We start from the raw sequence: 21,375 nt of genomic DNA, 5'->3' as shown, positions 1-21,375 counted from the left end.
ATCCCGTTATTTTATGACCGCCTTTTTGGCGGTTTTATTTTTTGGGGCTAGGCAAAACCAATTGAGTTATCATAATAGTTAGTTAGGCTAATTAAATGAGTGTGTTATGACCCTGAGTTTACAGCTAGAAAAGTTGGAACGCTTTTCTGCCAAAGTATGGCGACAAACTGCCAAAGAAGATCCTATTGGCCATTTGAGTTTTAACGAGTACGACTACCTAAAAGCGGTGCAATCTTTACCCGATCCTATTCGACTCACCGACTTAGCGAATGCTTTAGAAGTGTCGAAGCCTTCTGCGACCAATATGGTGACCAAATTGGAGAGCAAAGGGTTGCTTGTTCGCGTACCGTGTTCAACGGATGCGAGAGCCAAACGGATCTCTTTGACCGAACGAGCGAAGCAACATTTGGCACTTGAGCTTGCGGCCTATGCACTTATCGCCGATGAAGTTGGCAAAAATCTCTCTCAGGATGAGCGTATTCAGTTAGACAATCTGCTAACCAAGGCATTGGGATAAGCCCAAGGTTAGCTTGTTGAATTATCTCTTCGTTGAAGAGCATACAGAGTAGTAAAAAATGCAAGTGTCGATTTACCGCCAATTTTGGCGCTACGCGATTCCCACGATTGCCGCCATGTTGGTTAACGGTTTATACCAAGTTGTGGATGGGATTTTTATTGGCCACTACGTTGGGGCAGAAGGGCTGGCGGGGATTAATGTCGCTTGGCCGCTGATTGGTTCGGTGCTCGGCATCGGTTTGATGGTTGGAGTCGGCACTGGCGCTTTGGCGTCAATCAAACTGGGTGAGAAAGATCTTGAGCAAGCCAGAAAGCTTCTGTCGACAGGCTTGTCGCTGCTGCTGTTGATAAGTCCCATTGTTGCCTGGCTGCTGGCCAACTACGCGGACGATTTTCTCCGTTGGCAGGGCGCCGAAGGTGCGGTATACCAGCTTGGATTGCAGTACTTAGAGGTGCTGGTGTACTCGTGCGTCTTTACCTTGGGGTCGATAGCGATGCCCATCTTACTGCGCAACGATGGCAGCCCCAATCTGGCGACTATGCTGATGATCCTGGGTGCGGTGAGCAATATTGTGCTCGATTATCTTTTGATCGGGGTGTTGCAGTGGCAATTGACGGGCGCAGCAATCGCAACGGCGTTGGCGCAGATGATCGTCACTGTTGTCGGACTGAGTTATTTCCTATCACGCAAAGCGAAACTGCGCTTAAGTCGCGATAGCTATGCGTTCCAATGGCGCGCATTGCCGAACATAGTGGCAGTCGGTACTTCCAGCTTTTTTATGTACGCTTATGGTTCGATGATGGTTGCGCTGCACAACAGTTTACTCCTTCAATATGGCAGCCCGATTTTAGTGGGGGCGTATGCCATTTTGGGCTACATCGTGGTGGTTTACTACTTGATTGCAGAGGGGATTGCCAACGGCATGCAGCCTTTGGCCAGTTTCAATCACGGTGCGGGTAATCGCAGCAATATTCGTAAGTTGCTCAAAGTGGCGATGAGTTCGGCTGTGCTCACCGGAGTCGTGTTTGTCGTGCTTTTGAATCTTTTTCCGGAAAATGTGGTCGCGGTGTTTAACGCTCATGATCAAGCTTTAACCGAAAGTACCGTCACCGGAATTCGACTGCATATGTTCGCGATGTTTCTCGACGGTTTTTTAGTGGTGTGTGCCGCCTACTATCAGTCGATCAATCGTGGCGGCAAGGCGCTGTTTGTCAGCATCGGCAATATGCTGGTGCAACTGCCTTTTCTTTTCGTCATGCCTAAGTTATTTGGCATTACTGGCGTGTGGTTGGCATTCCCGTTATCGAATATTGCCTTAAGCAGTGTGGTGGCGGTGATGTTATGGCGAGATATGCGGCAAATGCCAGCGGATGCGCTAGCGGCGAAAGCCAACTAAAGTGCGGAGCGAAGAGAAATCGATCCTCGGCTCCGCCTTGATGAATGGATCAACAGATGTTTTTGACTTCCAGTCCAGCAATCTGATGCCAGTAACCATTGCATTGATGATCACCAATTGTGCTCGGTTGCTGGCCATTTTCATTGGCTCTGAATCGATCGAGCTGCGAAAAGGTATCCAGACCAAGCGGGCTTAGGCGCACCACATCAACCAAACCGTGCATCCCCGCCAGATCGTTTATCAGGTTGTAGCAGTAACCGGATTGGGTTTGGATGCCATTGAGGTTAAACACGCTCTGCCCCTCTTGGCTGCAAACCTGAATACCTGTGGGATATTTGATACAGCAAGTTTCGCAATCGTCTTTGGCGCGATTCTCCGCTCGAGCGGTAAAACAACGCGCCGAATACGCCAAAGGCAGATAACCGTGGCTGAATACTTCCACTTCAAACTGCTGACGGATGCCGAGCGACTCACATTGAGTTAAGACATTCTGCAACCACTGCTTTGATAGCTCAACCGGCATACACCAGCGAATCATGCCTTGCTTTAGCAACACATTGAGTGTGTGGGCGTTGTAGCTGTTTATCGCCGGGCCGACGATAAATGGCACCTTTTTTTCATGCGCCATTTGAATCGCGGCCACGTCGTTGGCTTCGATGGCAAAGTCACCATTATCGATGTATTTCTTCATCACATTGACTTCGCTTGGTGCTTCAAGCAGTGCCATGGTCGAAATCACCACTTGTTTTCCTGCCGAAGAGAGCTCTTTAGCCAACTCAAACCAGTGAGCGGGTTTCATTTCACGTCGTTTTGAACAGACCGATTCGCCTAGATAGATGATGTCTGCCGAGCTCTGCTTTGCCTGTTGGTAGAAGGCTTCGACATTCTGTTTTGGCCAAAAGTACAGCAAAGGGCCAAGTGAGTATTTCATGCTAATTCCTCGTTACTGCCACTGGCGATGGTAGGCGCCGAGCGTGGTTTGTCGGCCTTCTGAGACATTGGCCAGTGCGGCATTCCACGCCTCTTGCACTTGATAAGCGTGTGGGTTGGCTTGGTAGTGATCGATGGCCGCGCGCCAGGTACGAGTCACTTGCTCGACGTAAGCGGGGCTACGTTGTCGCCCTTCGATCTTCACCGAGGCTACATTGGCGGCAAACAGTTCCGGCAAGAGTGAAAGGGTATTGAGGCTGGTGGGCTCTTCCAGTGCGTGATAGCGTTTGCGTTCGCCCTCAATATCAACCTCAAAGCGACCTTTACACAGCGTCGGGTAACCTGCGTTTTCTCCGTGTGCGTATCGGTCGATCAAAATGTTGTTCAATCTCGACTCCAGACCCGAGTCGGTCTCTTGCCAGCGAACATATTTAGCGGGCGAACAGGCTCCGACGGTGTTCGGTGACTCGCCAGTCAGGTAGGAAGAGAGATAGCAGCGACCTTCCGACATGATGCACAAGCTACCGAAAGCAAACACTTCCAGTTCAACATCTTTTGGGGTGTTTCTGGAGAGCTGTTTCACTTGATGGATGGAAAGAACACGTGGTAGCACGACACGTTTGACGTTGAAATTCTGCTTGTAGAACTCGATAGCCGCAACATTGGTGGCGGAAGCTTGTACTGAAAGATGCAGCTCTAATTCAGGGTACTTCTCGGCGGCGTATTGCAAAATGGCGATGTCTGCAACAATCAAAGCATCCACGCCGATCTCAGCGGCCCTGTCCACGGCGTCAGTCCAGCGATGAAAACCATCCGGATGGGCAAAGGTGTTTAATGCTATGTGGATTTTTTTTTGTCGGTCGTGAACGTACTCAACCGCTTTATCCAGTTTTTTGCCAGTAAAGTTGAGGCCAGCAAAATGGCGGGCGTTGGTATCATCTTTAAAACCGATGTACACCGCATCGGCACCGCAATCGATGGCGGTTTTTAGCGCAGGGAGGTTACCTGCCGGGCAAAGGAGTTCCATATGCTGTCTAAAATCGAGACGAAAAGGTGGCAGCATTTTATGAAGGATTATGAATAGTCGATTTGATGTAAATTAGGTTTGTCGCAATAAATCCGATATTTACCCATTATGGGTAGTGGCGATAAAGGGGTAATAGCCAACATTGATTAGTTTTTGTGGCGACGGTTTTGCGCGAACAGCTCTTCGATTTCATGCTTAGGCTGAGGGCGATAGAAGTGAAAGCCTTGGATAGAGTGACAACGTAAATTGGAGAGCAAAGCGGCTTGTTGATGGGTTTCCACCCCTTCTGCCACCACAGTGAGATCCAGTGATTTGCCGAGATTGATGATGTTTTCGATCACCGTAACTTGTTTGGGTAACACGTCAATGTCGTTGATAAAGGCTCGGTCAATTTTCAGCTCATCAATCGGAAAGCGAGCGAGGTAGGCCAGTGATGAATAGCCAGTGCCAAAATCATCTATCGATAATGAAAAGCCTAATTTCTTGATGGAGTTGAGCATTTGCAGCGTATGCTCGCTGTCGCTCATTACCGCGCTTTCGGTCAGTTCAAAGGTGATGCAGCTAGGATCGAGCTCTGTGGTTCTGAGCAGCTTTTCCATAAAATCAATCAATTGGGGATTACCGAACTGCTCGGGAGAGAGGTTGATTGCCACACGACCGGGTAAAATACCTTGCAGCTTCCAGCGTTTAACCGTGTTAAACACTTCACGCATCACCACGCGGCCTAAGTGCTCAATGAGGCCCGCTTTTTCAGCGACCGGGATGAACGCGGCTGGGCTGATGTAGCCTTCGACAGGATGTTTCCAGCGTACTAACGCTTCGGCGCCATTAATGCTGAAGTCACGCGCGTTAACCTTTGGTTGATACCACACTTCCAAACCGTTCTGTTGCAGCGCTTTTTGTAGCTCTATCTCCAGCCATAAGCGCATCCGCGCTTCTTTGTTCATCTGATCATTAAACTTAATCAGACGATTGCGGCCGCGATCTTTGGCTTCGTACATCGCGGTATCGGCATTTTGCAGCAAGACACGAGCGTCTTGCCCGTCTTCTGGGTAACGCACACTACCAATCGAGCAGGCGAGGCGTTTACTGAAATGGTGCAGATCAAAGGGTTGATTGATCAATGCGATGATTCTATCTGACAACAGCTCTGCCATGCGGTTGTTTTCAGGTTCGGGTAAAATGACACCAAACTCATCTCCGCCTAAATGGCCAATCACGGCATGCTGCGGTAAAAGGCGTTTTAACCGCGCAGAGACTTCCAGAATCACGCGATCGCCAATATGGTGGCCTAGCGAGTCGTTGATGTTTTTGAAGTTATCAATGTCCAAATACAAAAGCAGCAACGGGGTTTGGTTTTTTATTAACTGTTCGAGTCGTTTGGTAAAGCCAAAGCGGTTATACAGCTTAGTCAGAGAGTCGATATGAATATCGTCATCGCCTTGATTAGAGAGCTGTTTGGGCGTTTCATCCGCATCTTGGATCAAAATGAGTTGTGACTGGTTGCCCAATACCGTGGTGTTGTCGGCATGCAACTGAACGCGGCGCTCGAAACCGCAACGTGCACTGGTCATACAGACAAACGCTTTGCTGGAAAGCAAAGTCGAAAGCTTGTGGCGAAAGACCATTTTGGTCTTTTCATCCATGAACAAGCGGCTCAACTCTTCCCCGAGCAAGTCATGAGGGGAGTTAAAACCCAGCAGCCGAGCGGCAGCAGGATTGGCAAATAAAACCGAATCATCCTCAACCAGCAACAAACCGTCTGGTAGCAGTTGCGTTAACTGTGAGAACTTACTTTCTGATTCTTCAAGCGATTTGATTAAAATCTGTTTTTCTGAGGTGTCGATGGAATGGAAAACGATGTGCTTAATGCCATTTTCGTCGCGCAGTGGCGATAGGCTGAAATGCAAACTGGTTTCCAGATCGGTTTCATCCAGAGTCACTTCCGCTTCTATATATTCACCGTCAAACGCACGTTGATAGTAGGGACGTAGTTTTTGGTAGAAATTTTCGCCGAGAATTTTTGCATCATTCATACTGATCAACTCTTGCTCAGAGAGTCCAGAGATATCGCAGTAGCGCTCATTCACCATGCAGTAGCCATGCTGACGATCGAGGATAGCAAAGAAGAATGGGCTGTTGGCTGTAAGTGTCTTAAACCAATGATGTAATTGCTTGGATGGCATTAAAGTACTACCGAGCTCCAGGGAGCGTGATTATTCGTCCATGTAATGAAAAACGCAGAGCCATCTAACTATAACTGTGAAAGTATGCTTATTAAAGGGTTTATCAATACAATAGTGACAATAAATTATCAAAGGTCAAAAAAACGTCGGACATTGTCATCTATTTACTCAGTGTGTTATGCAATCGGTATAAAAGTCTTTTTTGATGCACAACAGGTATTCCTCTCATGCTATCCACTAAGATAGATGCTCTTTTGACAAAGTAACGGAAAATGAGCGTGATAAACAAGATTCGCAGTCAACTAGTTCAAAACGCCGCATCAATTTTGCGATCTCCAGTCCAGTTATTGCCGCAAGCTGTACAGAAAAAAGCCTTGCTTGAAGGGCTGAAACTGGTTTTTAAAGAAGCGCTCGATGATGGTGATTTTGAATTTCTACAAGATAAGTGGCTAAAAGTAGAGATAAAAGACCTGCAACTGTATTGGTACATCAGCTATCAGAATGAACAACTGGTGGTGGCCAAGAATGAGGTGGAAGCGTCGGTGAGCTTCGCTGGTAATCTCAATGATCTAGTACTGATCGCTGGACGTAAAGAAGATCCAGACACCCTCTTTTTCCAACGCCGTTTGTCAATTGAAGGCGACACGGAACTGGGTTTGGAAGTGAAGAATCTGATGGATAGCGTTGACTTAGAACAGTTACCGAAAGCGCTACAACAGTTGTTAAATCAACTGGCCGAGTTTGTTCATAAGGGAGTACAATCAGCCCAAATAGACAATGGGGTTGTAAATGCTTATTCGAACTGAAGCGCCAGCGGATCTCCTGGCGATTGATGCACTGCTCAAAACGGTGTTTCCCACCGACGCAGAAGCGAATTTGGTGATGGCGCTGCGTGAGAATGGGCGTTTGACTTTGTCGCTGGTGGCGTGCAGTGAAGAAGGGGAAGTGATCGGCCATGCGATGTTTTCTCCGGTGACGCTCAATGGCGAGGACTTTTCATGGCAAGGCTTGGCGCCGCTCGCTGTCAAAGCGCAGTACCAAAATCAGGGCATAGGGGCAGAGTTGGTGCGAGAAGGGCTGACCTGCTTGGCGGAATTCGGTTATCCGGCCTGCTTTGTGTTAGGAAATCCAGCCTACTATCACCGCTTCGGTTTTACTGCTGCGAATGAGTTGGGTTTTGCATGTCAGTGGGAGGTACCTGAAGGGGCTTTCCAATCTCTCGCGTTAGCCGACAATGAATTTCAGGGCCGCCAAGGTAACATTGAGTACAGTGTGGAGTTTTCCATGTTTTAAGCAAAACGGCCTGCAGTACAGGCCGTTTTGCGTTCCGAGGCTCGCAGAAAGTCAGTTTCAGACTTGCTCTGACTCGACGACAAATTTTTGATACTATTGTGCCGTTGATGGAAATGGTCAGATGATGTCAGAAAACGAAAAACTCTACTTACAGCAAATGGGTATCGCCACCTGGGAACTCACTCATCCTGAACGGTTGGCCGGATTTCAATTTGCCCAAATCGAGCTACCGGCTGAGTGTTGCTTGCTATTGGTGGCAGAACAGTGCCCCAAAAATCAAACCGCGCAGCTGTTTGAAAGAGTGCTGAAAAGCATCAAGCTTGAACTTTCACAAGCGAGACACGTCTCTCCCGCAGAGCTTGCGCTGGTAAACCTAGAACCTCTCACTTGGATCTGGTTTGCTGGCACAGTCGCTCAGCCAGTACCTGCCATGGTGAACGTACTGCATTCTCCTACATTGAGTGAAATCGATGGGAATACCGAGCATCGCCGTGCACTTTGGCAGCAAATTTGTGCTTATGAGTAAATAGAAATGAGTTGTACTTTAGTCGCTATGAACGTCGAGCACCTCGACGCGGTTTATCAGATCGAAACTCGTGCTCACACTCACCCTTGGGCGCAAAGCTTGATCCGCGATCTCTCTAGCCGTGGTGCAATGCATCACGTGATGCTGGTTGATGGCAAAGTGGTGGGCTATTTTTATGCGCAAAATATTGTCGGTGAGGTGACTTTACTCAATATCGCCGTCTGTCCGACGCAGCAAGGCAAAGGTTACGGACGTGAGCTGTTGGACGCTTTTATTGAGTTAGGTGAGCAACAAAACGCACAAAGCGCTTGGCTTGAGGTGCGTGAGAGTAACCAGCGTGCATTGGACTTGTATCAAGAAGCTGGCTTTAACGAGGTGGATCGTCGCCGCAATTACTACCCGACCCAAACCGGTCAAGAAGATGCCATTATTATGAGTTATCTGTTCAACTGCTTTTGAGCATCACTGCGGCTCGAGTCTCTCCGTAGCTGTTCTCTTTTAATCTTTGCGTGATGATATCAACTGGTTGGGGCTTATCAAAGAGATAGCCCTGAAACTGCTCACAACCAAGCTTCATTAACGCTTCCATCTCTTCGTGCTCTTCCACACCCTCGGCGATCACTTCTAAGTTGAGACGATCCGCGGTCATGATAATGGTATCGACGATCGCTTGGTCGCTTTGATCCAGATGCAATTGAGTAACAAAGGAGCGGTCGATTTTCAGCACATCCACCGCCAGATGTTTGAGGTAGCGCAGGGATGAGTAGCCTGTACCGAAATCATCGATGGAAATTTTCAGATCAAGCTCTTTGAGCTGTGCCATCTTGTTCATCGCGCTTTCAACGTTTTCTAACAACAAACTTTCCGTAATTTCCAGCTCGATATGCTCGCCGGAAATCCCCGCTTGTTTAAGGGCATGGGTAATGTGCTCGACAAAAAACTGTTGAGAAAACTGCAGTGGGCTGATGTTGATTGCTAAACGACGGAAGGTGTCCGGCAAAACGCCCAATTTTTTCCACTGTGCGTATTGGTAACAAGCTTGTTCGATAATCCAGTCACCGATTTGCAGAATTTGTCCGGTTTCTTCTGCAATAGGCATGAAAACACCAGGAGGGAGCAATCCGCGCTCTGGGTGATTCCAACGAATCAAGGCTTCCACGCCAATGATCTGCATCTTGTCGTTCACTTGAGGTTGGTAATAGAGTTCAAGTTGTTGTCGATGCAGCGCTTCATGCAGACCTTTTTCAATCTCCAGAAATGACTCAACTTGAGCGTGCATTTCCGGCTCATAAAACATGTATTTGTTGCGTCCAGCGACTTTTGCGCGATACAAGGCTGTATCAGCCTGGCGCAATACGTCAATGCTGGAGATTCCTTCACTGGGGAATTTAGAAATACCAATACTCACCGTGCAGTAAAGTTGGTGGTCATCTATCGAATACGGATTCGATACTAAAGCGAGTAGCTGCTGTGCTTTGTTTGCTGCATGCTCAAGCGACAAGTTGGGGATCAGAATGGCAAATTCATCGCCACCGATACGAGCTGCCGTTTCTCCATCATGCAACCAACCCTCCAACCGTTTGGCGATGGCCCGCATTAAATTGTCGCCGATGGTGTGGCCGAGTGAATCGTTGATGGTTTTAAATCGATCCAAGTCCATGTAAAACAAAACCCCACTACTGTTGTTTCGCAGCGCTTCATTCAGGCTATCATTGAGCGTTTTCAACAGCAGACTACGGTTGGCGAGGCCAGTTAAGGTGTCGTAGTACGCCAGTTGGTTTAACTGGCTTTCCGCCGCCGCGCGCGCTTGCCATAAATTGTGAAAAGAGAGCGCCAAACGGCCTAGCTCGTCATTACTGTTGCGAGGAGGAAGTTCGATGGCTGTCTTGCGGTTTTGCAGCGAGTTCACCCAATTGTTTAAAGTAATAATCGGTTTGGAGAGCTTCATATAGAAAAAAGCCAACAAAATGGTGGTCAATAGAATATTGCGAAACAAATCAAATAACAGGATGCGGCTCGATTTGTTGATAAACGCTTCGGCAATGCTGGAGCCATTGACGGAAAAGCTGAGCGTGCCAACCACTACGTTTGAGTTGGGCTGGTGGAGCTCCGTTTTGTAAAACGGTGAGGCTGGCGTCAAGATGGTGGAGAGCAGTTGCGTGATCATATCTTGAGCTTCAATCGGCCTGTTTTTTTGCGTGAGAACATCACCGAAATCGTCGACAATTGCGACACTGTAGACGGCGTTATCCATCATCAAACTGGAGGCGACTTGCTCCGCGAGCAAGTGGTTTAAGTGGTATGCCGCTTGGCTGGCGTTGGAGTAATTTTGCATCAACTTAAACTGATAGTGTTCTTCGATGCGCCGTTGCTCCTGATGGAGATCAATCAGGATATGGTACAAGCTAAAACACAGGCCGAGCACAACCGAAACCAGAAACACGGTTCTTGCCTGCTTAAAAGCTAAAGAATGTACTTTTTTATTTTTTAGCATACCGTCAACCAATCCTTCTTACTCCTATAGTTATAGAACATATAGCCAAGTAACCCAAAATACTTGAACGAGATAAAATGGTTTGTGTTGCTACACATAGATGTGAAAAGTTGTGCCATTGTGATGGGATTTTGCCTGCTCGCAGGCCGTCGATTATCTGTTGAGCACATGGCTCTTTGCTGTCCAGAGTTGCCGATTGGCGAATAATAAGCGAGAATACCGCGCAAAATTGAATCTACCTTAGGAAGGGGCGTCGCAGATTCCTATCTGCAAGGGTTATTGAGCAAAAGCGATAGCCGCCCGTTTCCCCGTCCAGAACACACAAGAAGACCAGTTTCATGTCAAATGCTCCATTTTTGAGCGAAGTTGCCAAGCGCAGAACGTTCGCTATTATCTCGCACCCGGATGCGGGTAAAACCACCATCACAGAAAAAGTCCTGTTATTCGGACGTGCTATCCAGACGGCAGGTACCGTGAAAGGTCGCGGTTCAAGCCAGCATGCCAAATCCGACTGGATGGAAATGGAGAAAGAGCGTGGTATCTCGGTGACCACCTCTGTGATGCAGTTTCCTTACAATGACTGCTTGGTCAACCTGCTTGATACCCCAGGACACGAGGACTTCTCTGAAGATACCTACCGTACGTTGACCGCCGTAGACTCGTGCTTGATGGTGATCGATGCCGCCAAAGGTGTTGAAGATCGAACGCGTAAGCTGATGGAAGTCACTCGCCTACGTGATACACCGATCGTGACCTTCATGAACAAATTGGACCGTGATATTCGCGACCCGATGGAGCTGCTGGATGAAGTCGAAAGCGAACTCAGTATCGCGTGTGCGCCTATCTCTTGGCCAATCGGTTGCGGTAAAGAGTTCAAAGGTGTCTACCACATTCACCGCGATGAAACGATTTTGTACGCCACTGGACATGGTCACACGATTCAAGAAGAGCGCATTATCAAAGGGCTAGATAATCCAGAGCTGGATAATGAGATTGGCGCTGATCTGGCTGAGCAACTGCGTGAAGAGCTCGAATTGGTGCTGGGCGCTTCGCACGAGTTTGATCTGGAGATGTTCCTCAAAGGCGAATTGACGCCTGTGTTTTTTGGTACCGCTTTAGGTAACTTTGGTGTTGACCACATGCTGGATGGCCTGACGCAATGGGCGCCTGCGCCACTGCCGCGTATGGCCAATGAGCGTCAGGTTGAAGCGACCGAAGACAAATTCACGGGGTTCGTGTTTAAGATCCAAGCCAATATGGATCCGAAACACCGTGACCGCATCGCTTTCATGCGCATCGTTTCAGGCACTTATAACCAAGGAATGAAAATGAACCACGTTCGCCTTGGTAAACAGGTCAATATTTCGGATGCTGTGACCTTTATGGCGGGGGACCGTTCTCGTGCTGAGGATGCCTACGCTGGTGACATCATTGGTTTGCACAACCACGGCACGATTCAAATCGGTGACACCTTTACTCAAGGTGAAACACTGAAGTTCTCGGGTATTCCCAACTTTGCCCCAGAGCTGTTCCGTCGTATTCGTCTACGCGATCCTCTAAAGCAAAAACAACTACTCAAAGGGCTGGTTCAGCTGTCTGAAGAAGGCGCAGTGCAAGTTTTCCGTCCGCGGCAAAACAACGATTTGATAGTCGGCGCGGTCGGTGTGCTGCAGTTTGATGTGGTGGTGGCGCGTTTGAAATCAGAATACAACGTGGAAGCGATCTACGAGGGCGTAAACGTCGCTACGGCTCGTTGGGTTGAATGTGCGGATGCGAAGAAACTCGATGAGTTCCAACGTAAGAACCAAGCCAACCTAGCGCTGGATGGTGGTGACAATCTTACCTACATTGCGCCAACCATGGTCAACTTGAACTTAGCCAAAGAACGCTTCCCTGAGGTTGAGTTCCGTGCCACACGTGAGCACTAAGCGCTGAGTGATTGAGAATCGTCGCCCTGGGTTTGCAGCCCGGGGCGCTTTTTTATATGGTGAGTAAAACAGTATGGAGGTGATGAGCATGCAGTGGTTGAAAAAGTGGTTAAAGCGCTACGACGATTGGTGCCGAGAGCTTGGTTTAACGCCGGAGCAAAAACGCAGTTGCGTACCTTACAAACAAGATCCCGCGCGAGAACGCAATAACAATGACGCTGTTTGATAGTCACTGCCACCTTGATTTTCCGGTGTTTGAGAGCGAATTTTCACATATCTTGCACTCTGCTCAGCACGTGGGTGTGAAGCGATTCCTCATTCCTTCCGTTGGCCCGGAAAATTGGTCGCGAGTCGCTGAGCTGTCGTCGCAACATCCAGAGATTTACTACGCACTCGGCTTGCACCCTTACTTCTTAAAAGCTGACTATACGCTCTACCAAACACAGCTAATGGCACGATTAGATGCGCGTCCGGCGCGCTGTGTCGCCATTGGTGAATGTGGCCTAGACTTTGCCATTGAGGTTGACTCGGCCTTACAAGAAGAAGCGTTACGGTGGCAATTCGAGTTAGCGAGGCAGTATGGCCTGCCCGTTATTTTACATTGCCGTAAGGCGCACAATCGTCTGATCCAGATGGTCAAAGCCGCTCAGTTGCCTAAAGGGGGCGTGCTGCACGCATTCTCAGGCAGTTATGAACAGGGAATGGAGTGGGTGAGATTGGGTTTCTCGCTCGGTATTGGCGGCACGATCACCTATCCGCGCGCCAACAAAACTCGCCAAGCGGTGGCGAAACTGCCGCTTGAGCATCTGCTTTTGGAGACCGATGCGCCAGATATGCCACTGAGTGGCTATCAAGGGATGGTAAATACGCCATCACAAATAGTTAACATCCTGACTATACTCTGTGAGCTGAAAAATCAGACAAAGCAAACGGTTGCTTCGCAACTTTGGAAAAATAGCAATTCGCTGTTCTCTATCTGTGAATAAAATCCAACATTCCCACTCAAACGATACGTCGTCTCATATATTATTGTGAAGATACTCACAAACAAAAGTGAATTTGCACCGAGTCTGATGGGAAAGTGTGAAGGTGGCATTACTTTAATTATTAAGGCGTGAGTATAATTGCCCCCGCTTTATAGCTCCATTTTGTAACACGCCAATAAATAACTTAATAAGGAAGTCATAAACTATGAGCCTGTTTATGAGCCTAGTCGGTATGGCAGTATTGCTAGGAATTGCATTACTACTGTCAGATAACCGTAAAGCTATCAATCTTAGAACTGTGGCTGGCGCTTTTGCTATCCAATTCATCATCGGTGGTTTCGTTCTTTACGTTCCATGGGGTCGTGATCTACTAGCGGGTTTCTCTGCTGGTGTTCAAAACGTGATCGACTACGGTAAAGACGGTACTGGTTTCTTGTTCGGCAGCCTAGTTAACTTCTCAGTTGACGGTATCGGCTTCATCTTTGCTTTCCAAGTACTACCAACACTGATTTTCTTCTCAGCACTTATCTCTGTACTTTACTACATTGGTGTGATGCAGTGGGTTATCAAGATCCTAGGTGGCGGTCTTCAGAAAGCGCTAGGTACTTCTCGTGCCGAGTCAATGTCTGCAGCAGCGAACATCTTCGTAGGTCAAACTGAAGCACCACTAGTGGTTCGTCCGTTTGTACCAAAAATGACTCAATCTGAGCTATTTGCAGTAATGTGTGGTGGTCTAGCGTCTGTTGCTGGTGGTGTACTAGCAGGTTACGCATCTATGGGGGTACCTCTTGAGTACCTTGTAGCAGCATCATTCATGGCAGCGCCTGGTGGTCTACTGTTCGCTAAAATCATCAAACCAGAAGTTGATACTCCAAATGAAAGCTTGGAAGACAACATTGATGGTGGTGACGACAAGCCAGCTAACGTTATCGACGCAGCAGCAGGCGGTGCATCAGTTGGTCTACAACTAGCCCTTAACGTTGGTGCAATGCTACTGGCATTCGTTGGTCTAATCGCACTAGTTAACGGCATCCTCGGTGGCGTTGGTGGTTGGTTTGGCATGGAAAACCTCACTCTAGAACTACTTCTAGGTTGGTTGTTCTCGCCGCTAGCATTCCTAATCGGTGTACCATGGGCTGAGGCAACATTTGCGGGTTCTTTCATCGGTCAAAAACTGGTTGTAAACGAATTCGTCGCTTACCTAAACTTCGTACCTTACGTTGGTGATGCAGCACAAGTTGTCCCAGCAACAGGTCAAGTAATGTCTGAGAAGACTCAAGCAATCATCGCCTTCGCTCTATGTGGTTTCGCAAACCTTTCTTCTATCGCGATTCTACTTGGTGGTCTAGGTAGCCTTGCTCCTGCTCGTCGTCACGACATCGCTCGTATGGGTGTTAAAGCGGTTGCAGCGGGTACGCTATCTAACCTGATGGCAGCGACCATCGCTGGCTTCTTCCTGTCTTTCTAATTTAGTTAAGAGACAGTATTTATAGACGCCGTTTAGCTTCGCCCCGTAGCAAGAGATTGCTGCGGGGCGTTTTCAGTTTTTGCGCCACAGTGAATGAAATGGGCTCAGTTAGAGCGAATCGTCATGGGCGTTGAGGCTGAGTTTTTTTGAGATACAAACCGTTTGCGCTCTATTTGGTGCTACAGTTTTGCGATGAATATCTATAATGTATTAATCACAGAAGAGGGATGAAGCAGGACGTTTCATCGCTCATCTGAATAGATATGTTTAGGGCAAATGAGCTGCCCGACACTCTCTGCCTTGGTCAGTAAGCTAATAGAGCGGTTGACACCAAGTGCAGATAAAAAGACACCGCAATCATAGATTGTTGTGCCATAGGCCAAATTGGTACTGTGCGGTGACAAGGATAGCAATTGGCAAGTAATGACTGCCGAGTCTTCAGGGAACCAAGTCCGTTCATCAATGACTGTTTAGCAAAGACCTTTTTTACTGATTTGCTGTTTGCTTTTGAGGTGAGCAGAAACAGGGAAAAGGGGCTGAGTAGTAAAATTTTTGAATATTGATCGGAGATAGAAATGAGCGATTTAAAAGCAGCAGCACTACGTGCACTGAAACTTATGGACCTAACCACGCTAAATGACGATGACACGGATGCGAAAGTCATCAAGCTTTGTCATGACGCCAAAACGCCTGTAGGTAACACGGCTGCGATCTGTATTTACCCTCGCTTTATTCCTATTGCTAAGAAGACACTTCGTGAGCAAGGTACACCAGAGGTTCGCATTGCGACTGTAACCAACTTCCCACACGGTAACGACGATATCGCTATCGCCGTGGCAGAAACCAAAGCTGCAGTCGCTTACGGTGCTGATGAAGTTGACGTCGTTTTTCCATACCGCGCGCTGATCGCTGGTGATGAAAAAGTCGGCTTTGAACTGGTTAAGCAATGTAAAGAAGCCTGTGGCAATATTCTTCTGAAAGTGATCATCGAAACCGGTGAGCTAAAAGAAGAAGCGCTGATTAAGAAAGCATCGCAAATCTGCATTGAAGCGGGTGCCGACTTTATCAAAACCTCAACGGGTAAAGTGCCAGTTAACGCAACCCCAGAATATGCACGTATGATGCTCGAAGTTATTCGTGACATGGGTGTGGCTGAAAAAGTGGGCTTCAAGCCTGCTGGCGGCGTGCGTACTGCGGAAGACGCTGCGGCTTACTTAGCAATGGCAGATGAGATCCTAGGTGCTGACTGGGCGGATAATATGCACTACCGTTTTGGTGCATCTAGCTTGCTAACCAATCTACTCAATACATTAGAAGTGACAGATCAAGTCGCCGATCCTGCGGCGTACTAATTCTAATAAATGTCTGAGCGTGGCGCGTTTTGCGCCACGCAACCTTCTTACTCTACTGTTACCACGGCTCATTTTGAGCTTGGGAGGCTCTAATGTATTTACCTCAAGAAATTATTCGTAAAAAACGTGATGGCGAAGTGCTGACTGCCGATGAAATTAATTTTTTCATCCAAGGCGTGGCGAAAAATACCGTGTCTGAAGGTCAGATTGCGGCCTTTGCTATGACGATTTTCTTTAATGAAATGACCATGCCAGAACGCATCGCGCTGACGTGTGCCATGCGCGATTCCGGTATGGTGATCGACTGGAGTCACATGAACTTCGGTGGCCCAATTGTCGACAAACACTCCACTGGTGGTGTGGGCGATGTGACGTCACTGATGCTTGGCCCTATGGTGGCAGCATGTGGTGGTTTCGTGCCAATGATTTCCGGTCGTGGCCTTGGTCATACTGGCGGCACCTTGGATAAACTGGAAGCGATTCCGGGCTACAACATCACTCCGAGTAATGACGTTTTCGGCCAAGTGACAAAAGACGCTGGCGTAGCGATCATCGGCCAAACGGGCGATCTGGCGCCTGCGGATAAACGTGTTTATGCCACGCGTGACATCACAGCAACGGTTGATAACATCTCGTTAATCACCGCGTCCATTCTATCGAAGAAGCTGGCGGCTGGCCTTGAATCACTAGTGATGGATGTGAAAGTCGGTTCGGGTGCCTTTATGCCAACTTACGAAGCGTCACAAGAACTGGCGAAATCGATTGTAGCCGTGGCAAACGGTGCGGGCACCAAAACCACCGCCATTCTTACCGACATGAACCAAGTGTTGGCGTCGTCGGCGGGGAATGCGCTGGAAGTGCGCGAAGCGGTGCAGTTCCTCAAAGGCGAATACCGTAACCCTCGTTTGCTCGAAGTGACGTTGGCGCTGTGTGCGGAAATGTTGGTGCTGGGTAAGCTGGCGCAAGACACTGACGAAGCGCGCGCGAAGTTGATGGCGGTGCTGGATAACGGCAAAGCCGCCGAGTGTTTTGGCAAAATGGTGGCTGGTTTGGGCGGACCTGCGGACTTTATCGACAACTACGATCACTACTTAGACAAGGCGGAAATCGTCAAGCCGGTTTATGCCAAAGAGAGCGGCGTGGTGTCGGCAATGGATACGCGTGCTATCGGTATGGCGGTGGTGGCGATGGGCGGTGGACGCCGTGTTGCGACCGACAGCATCGATTATGCGGTTGGCTTTGATAGCTTCATCCGCTTGGGTGAAATCGCAGACAGTAACAAGCCTTTGGCGGTGATTCATGCGCGTAGCGAAGCGCAATGGCAAGAAGCGGCAAATGCGCTGCAAGCGGCGATTAAAGTGGGTGGCGACTACGTACCCACCCCCGACGTTTACGGCCTGATTCGCGAAGAAGATATTTAATGACTATTGGGCCTGCTTGCACATTTTCGTACCGGCAGGCCTGAGGAAGAAGTAATGAAAAGAGCATTTATTTTAGTACTGGATTCTTTTGGTATTGGCGCAACGGCGGATGCCGAGCAGTTTGGCGATGTGGGGTCTGACACGCTTGGTCATATTGCGGACCAGTGTGAGCAAGGCTTGGCAAACAACGACAAGCGCCAAGGGGCTCTTCGTCTGCCAAATCTGTCCAAATTGGGCTTGGCAATGGCGCACAAAGAGTCAACGGGTCGTTTTGCACCGGGTTTGGATGCCAACGCGGAGATTATTGGCGCGTACGGCCATGCCGCTGAGCTCTCGTCTGGTAAAGATACGCCGTCTGGCCACTGGGAAATCGCGGGTGTGCCAGTTCTGTTTGAATGGGGCTACTTTACCGACAAAGCCAACAGTTTCCCGAAAGAGCTGACCGATCGCATTCTTGCCCGTGCTGGCATTGATGGTTTCCTCGGCAACTGCCATGCGTCAGGTACACAAGTGCTTGATGACCTAGGTGAAGAGCACATGAGAACGGGCAAGCCAATTTTCTACACCTCTGCGGACTCTGTATTCCAAATCGCCTGTCACGAAGATACATTCGGCCTTGATCGCCTACTTGAGCTTTGCCAAATTGCTCGTGAAGAGCTGGAAGATTACAACATCGGTCGTGTGATTGCGCGTCCATTCATTGGTCCGGGTAAAGGTCAGTTTGAGCGCACTGGTAACCGTCGTGACCTTTCTGTTGAGCCGCCATCAGCGACGGTATTGCAAAAGCTGGCTGAGGAAAAACAAGGTCAAGTGGTCTCTATTGGTAAGATTGCCGATATCTACGCTAACTGCGGCATCACCAAAAAAGTGAAAGCAACGGGCATCCCTGCGCTTTTTGAAGCGACACTTGAGCAAATCAAAGCGGCGGGCGATAACACCATCGTCTTCACCAACTTTGTTGATTTCGACTCTGCTTATGGCCACCGCCGTGATGTGGCGGGTTACGCCGCTGCGCTTGAGTACTTCGATGGACGCATCCACGAAGTGATGGAATTGATGCAAGACGATGACATCCTTATCCTCACGGCTGACCACGGCTGCGACCCAACTTGGCCGGGCACTGACCACACTCGTGAGCACATTCCAGTGCTTGTCTATGGTCAAAAAGTCCCAGCGGGCTCATTGGGTCTCCGCGAAACGTTCGCGGATATTGGCCAAACACTGGCGAGCTACTTTGGTACATCGCCAATGGATTACGGCAAAAACTTTCTCTAATCCAGAGCTATAATGGAACTTATCGAATAGAGAGGTATGCCTCTCTATTCTTTTGCGAATACAAAGCAAGTCTTTTGTGAATGAAAAACAAGGAAACAAAAACATGGCAACTCCGCATATTAATGCTGAAATGGGTGATTTTGCAGACGTCGTTCTGATGCCTGGTGACCCACTACGTGCAAAATACATCGCAGAGACGTTCCTAGAGGACGTCGTTCAAGTGTGTGATGTTCGTAATATGTTCGGTTTCACTGGTACTTACAAAGGTCGTAAAGTATCGGTTATGGGTCATGGTATGGGCATCCCATCTTGCTCTATTTATGCGACTGAACTTATCAAAGACTACGGCGTGAAGAAAATCATTCGCGTAGGTAGCTGTGGTGCAGTGAGCGAAGCGATCAAAGTGCGTGATGTCGTGATCGGCATGGGCGCGTGCACGGATTCCAAAGTGAACCGCATCCGTTTCAAAGGTCATGACTTTGCCGCTATCGCGGATTACAAAATGGTCAAAGCCGCTGAAGAAGCAGCGAAAGCGCGTGGTATCGATGTAAAAGTGGGCAACCTATTCTCTGCTGAACTGTTCTACACGCCAGATCCAGACATGTTCGACGTGATGGACAAATACGGCATTGTCGGCGTAGAAATGGAAGCGGCAGGTATCTACGGCGTTGCTGCGGAATACGGCGCGAAAGCACTGACGATTTGTACCGTCTCTGACCACATCAAAACCGGTGAGCAAACCACGTCGGAAGAGCGTCAGAACACCTTCAACGATATGATGATCATCGCGTTGGACTCTGTGCTACTGGGTGATGCTGAGTAAGTGTTTTAGATTTTACAACGCAATATCAAGAGCCTGCGACAATGCAGGCTCTTTTTTATGGATCTTTATGGGTGAGTAACAGGTTCTCGACTTTGGGCTGCGGCTTTTTGCGTAGGATGAGAATAAAGAGCATGCCGCCGACGAAACTCATCAAGATCATCAAAAACATATAGCGGTCACTTTTGCGATAGTGATGATCAGAAATTGCCGTCACCTTGCCTGTCTCAAACGTGATGCGGATAAAACCTATGATGCTGTTATCGGCATAAACGGGTTCGACCAACTGTTGGCGGCCAATGCCCGCTGTCGCTAGCGGCGTATCTAGCCCCAACACCTCACGCACCGTCAGCGCTTTTTCGCTGGAGGCGAGACGGATGCCTTCTGCGTCGTAAATGGTGGCATCAAAGACCAAACGCTCTTTCGCTAACTGATTGGTTAACTTGAGCAACTGTTCCTGATCTTTTTGCACAATCATATCACTGGCCGAAAGGGCAGCCTGAGAGCTTAACACCTTGGTTAAGGTTTCCAGTTGTTGCGCCTGGATGCGTTCGTTCCCTTTGCTGATCACCACGCTGTTTTTAATGGTGATGAAAAACATCACCCCTAAAATGATCAGCGCGACGACGCGTAAGGCATTCCGCAGTGAAAAAAGAGACTCTTTCATATCTAGCACTAACTTTGATTCGCGAACAAATGCCAGTTTGGGGCTTGCCTTTTCAAATTGCAATAGGTTAACGTTTGCCAAGGTTCACAAAGGATTAGATTCATGGAAGCGCTAAAGACACTGCCGCTGAGAAGGCATACTCAACTTTTGACTCGTTTGCCAGAAACTCGATTTGCTACACAACTGGATAAAAACAGAGCCAACTGGCTGATGTATGCTGAGTATTTAGCTCCGGGGCATTTTGAGGACATCGATTTTTTTACCGGAATGTACAACCCGATCATCGATACTTGGAAAGTCGGACGCTACGAGGTGGCGCTGATGGCGGGCGAACTGACCGCAGAACACGAAACCATTTTGCAAAGCCTCCAAATTGATTACGCCAATTTGCAAGATGTCCCTGATCTCTCCAAACCGGGGTTGATCGTTCTGGATATGGATTCCACCGTCATTCAAATTGAATGTATTGATGAAATTGCCAAGTTGGCGGGTGTGGGCGAAGAAGTTGCCGAAATCACTGAGCGGGCCATGCAGGGCGAGCTGGATTTTGAGCAGAGCTTGCGAGCACGTGTTGGAAAGTTGCAAGGTGCCGATGAGTCGATTCTCGAAAGTGTGCGTGCGCAGTTGCCCTTGATGCCGGATTTACCCGAGCTTATCAACACCTTAAAAGCGTTTGGTTGGAAGACGGCGATTGCCTCAGGTGGATTTACCTATTTTTCTGATCATTTAAAGCAGAGTTTGGGTTTAGATCATGCCCAATCTAACCAACTAGAAATTATTGACGGACGGTTGACGGGGCAAGTGTTGGGAGAGGTGGTCTCTGCGCAAACCAAAGCCGATATCCTCATCGAGCTTGTCGAGAAATATGACGTCGAAATGCACAACACTGTTGCTGTCGGCGATGGTGCTAATGATTTGGTGATGATGCAGGCCGCTGGGTTGGGGATTGCGTATCATGCCAAACCCAAAGTGGAAAAGCAGGCACAAAACGCGGTGCGCTTTGCTGGTTTAGGTGGCATTGTGTGCATTTTGTCTGGTGTATTGGCACGGCAGCAAAAAATCAGTTGGCAAACCAAGCCTTAATCGATT

General features: G+C 48.6%; 21 protein-coding genes. 15 read left to right on the top strand and 6 right to left on the bottom strand.

Annotated elements, in window-relative coordinates; genetic code table 11:
* The first annotated feature begins 106 nt into the window (after positions 1-106).
* Both I3X05_RS13235 and I3X05_RS13230 read left to right on the top strand, forming a co-directional pair.
* A complete protein-coding gene (locus I3X05_RS13235) occupies positions 107-517 on the top strand; it encodes a MarR family winged helix-turn-helix transcriptional regulator (protein WP_337970786.1) in 411 nt (136 codons plus the stop codon).
* A gap of 58 nt (positions 518-575) precedes the next feature.
* Positions 576-1,913: an MATE family efflux transporter gene (locus I3X05_RS13230; RefSeq protein ID WP_045571136.1), complete on the top strand. Its 1,338-nt coding sequence runs from the start codon at positions 576-578 to the stop codon at positions 1,911-1,913.
* 49 nt (positions 1,914-1,962) lie between these two features.
* On the opposite strand, the gene I3X05_RS13225 is transcribed toward I3X05_RS13230, so the two are convergent.
* The 3 genes from I3X05_RS13225 to I3X05_RS13215 form a co-directional block, all read right to left on the bottom strand.
* Entirely contained in the window at positions 1,963-2,844 is an 882-nt protein-coding gene (locus I3X05_RS13225; RefSeq protein WP_045571135.1) for a U32 family peptidase, read from the bottom strand.
* Positions 2,845-2,856: 12 nt separating this feature from the next.
* Entirely contained in the window at positions 2,857-3,870 is a 1,014-nt protein-coding gene (ubiU, locus tag I3X05_RS13220; protein WP_045571134.1) for a ubiquinone anaerobic biosynthesis protein UbiU, read from the bottom strand.
* A 146-nt stretch (positions 3,871-4,016) separates the two neighbouring features.
* Complete coding sequence (locus I3X05_RS13215) at positions 4,017-6,056, bottom strand: sensor domain-containing protein (RefSeq protein WP_337970785.1); 2,040 nt, start codon at positions 6,054-6,056, stop codon at positions 4,017-4,019.
* 278 nt (positions 6,057-6,334) lie between these two features.
* Here I3X05_RS13215 and ubiT point away from each other — a divergent pair, with 278 nt between their 5' ends.
* The 4 genes from ubiT (at position 6,335) to rimI (ending at position 8,334) form a co-directional block, all read left to right on the top strand.
* The gene (ubiT, locus tag I3X05_RS13210; protein ID WP_045571271.1) at positions 6,335-6,862 is read left to right on the top strand and encodes a ubiquinone anaerobic biosynthesis accessory factor UbiT; all 528 of its coding nucleotides are present in this window, start codon (positions 6,335-6,337) and stop codon (positions 6,860-6,862) included.
* Entirely contained in the window at positions 6,846-7,349 is a 504-nt protein-coding gene (locus tag I3X05_RS13205) for a GNAT family N-acetyltransferase (RefSeq protein WP_045571132.1), read from the top strand. The genes ubiT and I3X05_RS13205 overlap by 17 nt, the downstream gene beginning before the upstream one ends.
* Before the next feature lie 124 nt (positions 7,350-7,473).
* Positions 7,474-7,875 (top strand): DNA polymerase III subunit psi, encoded by a 402-nt coding sequence (locus I3X05_RS13200; RefSeq protein ID WP_045571270.1) that lies wholly within the window; start codon positions 7,474-7,476, stop codon positions 7,873-7,875.
* 6 nt (positions 7,876-7,881) lie between these two features.
* Complete coding sequence (rimI, locus tag I3X05_RS13195; RefSeq protein WP_045571131.1) at positions 7,882-8,334, top strand: ribosomal protein S18-alanine N-acetyltransferase; 453 nt, start codon at positions 7,882-7,884, stop codon at positions 8,332-8,334.
* Here the strand turns inward: rimI and I3X05_RS13190 are convergent.
* On the bottom strand, positions 8,321-10,369 hold the full coding sequence (locus I3X05_RS13190; protein WP_045571130.1) for a putative bifunctional diguanylate cyclase/phosphodiesterase: 2,049 nt from the start codon (positions 10,367-10,369) through the stop codon (positions 8,321-8,323). The two genes, rimI and I3X05_RS13190, sit on opposite strands and share 14 nt — an antisense overlap.
* A gap of 338 nt (positions 10,370-10,707) precedes the next feature.
* On the opposite strand from I3X05_RS13190, the gene prfC reads away from it, so the two are divergent.
* The 4 genes from prfC (at position 10,708) to I3X05_RS13170 (ending at position 14,751) form a co-directional block, all read left to right on the top strand.
* Complete coding sequence (gene prfC, locus I3X05_RS13185; protein ID WP_045571129.1) at positions 10,708-12,297, top strand: peptide chain release factor 3; 1,590 nt, start codon at positions 10,708-10,710, stop codon at positions 12,295-12,297.
* Positions 12,298-12,385: 88 nt separating this feature from the next.
* Positions 12,386-12,523: a DUF5363 family protein gene (locus tag I3X05_RS13180; protein ID WP_161782469.1), complete on the top strand. Its 138-nt coding sequence runs from the start codon at positions 12,386-12,388 to the stop codon at positions 12,521-12,523.
* Positions 12,510-13,283: a TatD family hydrolase gene (locus I3X05_RS13175; protein WP_045571128.1), complete on the top strand. Its 774-nt coding sequence runs from the start codon at positions 12,510-12,512 to the stop codon at positions 13,281-13,283. The genes I3X05_RS13180 and I3X05_RS13175 overlap by 14 nt, the downstream gene beginning before the upstream one ends.
* Positions 13,284-13,488: 205 nt before the next feature.
* Complete coding sequence (locus I3X05_RS13170; RefSeq protein WP_045571127.1) at positions 13,489-14,751, top strand: NupC/NupG family nucleoside CNT transporter; 1,263 nt, start codon at positions 13,489-13,491, stop codon at positions 14,749-14,751.
* Positions 14,752-14,993: 242 nt separating this feature from the next.
* Here I3X05_RS13170 and I3X05_RS23820 read toward each other — a convergent pair whose 3' ends face one another.
* Positions 14,994-15,176 (bottom strand): hypothetical protein, encoded by a 183-nt coding sequence (locus I3X05_RS23820; protein WP_413470534.1) that lies wholly within the window; start codon positions 15,174-15,176, stop codon positions 14,994-14,996.
* A gap of 150 nt (positions 15,177-15,326) precedes the next feature.
* On the opposite strand from I3X05_RS23820, the gene deoC reads away from it, so the two are divergent.
* The 4 genes from deoC to deoD all read left to right on the top strand — a co-directional run bounded on the left by deoC (position 15,327) and on the right by deoD (position 19,622).
* The gene (deoC, locus tag I3X05_RS13165) at positions 15,327-16,103 is read left to right on the top strand and encodes a deoxyribose-phosphate aldolase (protein WP_045571126.1); all 777 of its coding nucleotides are present in this window, start codon (positions 15,327-15,329) and stop codon (positions 16,101-16,103) included.
* A 92-nt stretch (positions 16,104-16,195) separates the two neighbouring features.
* Positions 16,196-17,524 (top strand): thymidine phosphorylase, encoded by a 1,329-nt coding sequence (deoA, locus tag I3X05_RS13160; RefSeq protein WP_045571125.1) that lies wholly within the window; start codon positions 16,196-16,198, stop codon positions 17,522-17,524.
* 54 nt (positions 17,525-17,578) lie between these two features.
* The gene (locus tag I3X05_RS13155; RefSeq protein WP_045571124.1) at positions 17,579-18,799 is read left to right on the top strand and encodes a phosphopentomutase; all 1,221 of its coding nucleotides are present in this window, start codon (positions 17,579-17,581) and stop codon (positions 18,797-18,799) included.
* Positions 18,800-18,902: 103 nt separating this feature from the next.
* Entirely contained in the window at positions 18,903-19,622 is a 720-nt protein-coding gene (gene deoD, locus I3X05_RS13150; protein WP_039430363.1) for a purine-nucleoside phosphorylase, read from the top strand.
* A 55-nt stretch (positions 19,623-19,677) separates the two neighbouring features.
* On the opposite strand, the gene I3X05_RS13145 is transcribed toward deoD, so the two are convergent.
* Positions 19,678-20,286 carry a YtjB family periplasmic protein gene (locus I3X05_RS13145; protein ID WP_039431638.1) on the bottom strand — a complete coding sequence of 203 codons (609 nt, stop codon included), beginning with the start codon at positions 20,284-20,286 and terminating at the stop codon, positions 19,678-19,680.
* A gap of 102 nt (positions 20,287-20,388) precedes the next feature.
* Here I3X05_RS13145 and serB point away from each other — a divergent pair, with 102 nt between their 5' ends.
* A complete protein-coding gene (gene serB / locus I3X05_RS13140; protein ID WP_193166975.1) occupies positions 20,389-21,369 on the top strand; it encodes a phosphoserine phosphatase in 981 nt (326 codons plus the stop codon).
* Positions 21,370-21,375: the final 6 nt, after the last annotated feature.

The organism is Vibrio navarrensis (genome assembly GCF_015767675.1).
Lineage (GTDB): Bacteria > Pseudomonadota > Gammaproteobacteria > Enterobacterales > Vibrionaceae > Vibrio.
The sequence above is the reverse complement of the archived record's forward strand: the minus strand, read 5'-3'. Positions and strand labels throughout refer to the sequence as shown.

Coding starts and splice junctions, on each gene's coding strand:
- I3X05_RS13235 (WP_337970786.1), top strand. CDS start 107: ATGACCCTGAGTTTACAGCTAGAAAAGTTGGAACGCTTTTCTGCCAAA.
- I3X05_RS13230 (WP_045571136.1), top strand. CDS start 576: ATGCAAGTGTCGATTTACCGCCAATTTTGGCGCTACGCGATTCCCACG.
- I3X05_RS13225 (WP_045571135.1), bottom strand. CDS start 2,844: ATGAAATACTCACTTGGCCCTTTGCTGTACTTTTGGCCAAAACAGAAT.
- ubiU (WP_045571134.1), bottom strand. CDS start 3,870: ATGGAACTCCTTTGCCCGGCAGGTAACCTCCCTGCGCTAAAAACCGCC.
- I3X05_RS13215 (WP_337970785.1), bottom strand. CDS start 6,056: ATGCCATCCAAGCAATTACATCATTGGTTTAAGACACTTACAGCCAAC.
- I3X05_RS13205 (WP_045571132.1), top strand. CDS start 6,846: ATGCTTATTCGAACTGAAGCGCCAGCGGATCTCCTGGCGATTGATGCA.
- I3X05_RS13200 (WP_045571270.1), top strand. CDS start 7,474: ATGTCAGAAAACGAAAAACTCTACTTACAGCAAATGGGTATCGCCACC.
- rimI (WP_045571131.1), top strand. CDS start 7,882: ATGAGTTGTACTTTAGTCGCTATGAACGTCGAGCACCTCGACGCGGTT.
- I3X05_RS13190 (WP_045571130.1), bottom strand. CDS start 10,369: ATGCTAAAAAATAAAAAAGTACATTCTTTAGCTTTTAAGCAGGCAAGA.
- prfC (WP_045571129.1), top strand. CDS start 10,708: ATGTCAAATGCTCCATTTTTGAGCGAAGTTGCCAAGCGCAGAACGTTC.
- I3X05_RS13180 (WP_161782469.1), top strand. CDS start 12,386: ATGCAGTGGTTGAAAAAGTGGTTAAAGCGCTACGACGATTGGTGCCGA.
- I3X05_RS13175 (WP_045571128.1), top strand. CDS start 12,510: ATGACGCTGTTTGATAGTCACTGCCACCTTGATTTTCCGGTGTTTGAG.
- I3X05_RS13170 (WP_045571127.1), top strand. CDS start 13,489: ATGAGCCTGTTTATGAGCCTAGTCGGTATGGCAGTATTGCTAGGAATT.
- deoC (WP_045571126.1), top strand. CDS start 15,327: ATGAGCGATTTAAAAGCAGCAGCACTACGTGCACTGAAACTTATGGAC.
- deoA (WP_045571125.1), top strand. CDS start 16,196: ATGTATTTACCTCAAGAAATTATTCGTAAAAAACGTGATGGCGAAGTG.
- I3X05_RS13155 (WP_045571124.1), top strand. CDS start 17,579: ATGAAAAGAGCATTTATTTTAGTACTGGATTCTTTTGGTATTGGCGCA.
- deoD (WP_039430363.1), top strand. CDS start 18,903: ATGGCAACTCCGCATATTAATGCTGAAATGGGTGATTTTGCAGACGTC.
- I3X05_RS13145 (WP_039431638.1), bottom strand. CDS start 20,286: ATGAAAGAGTCTCTTTTTTCACTGCGGAATGCCTTACGCGTCGTCGCG.
- serB (WP_193166975.1), top strand. CDS start 20,389: ATGGAAGCGCTAAAGACACTGCCGCTGAGAAGGCATACTCAACTTTTG.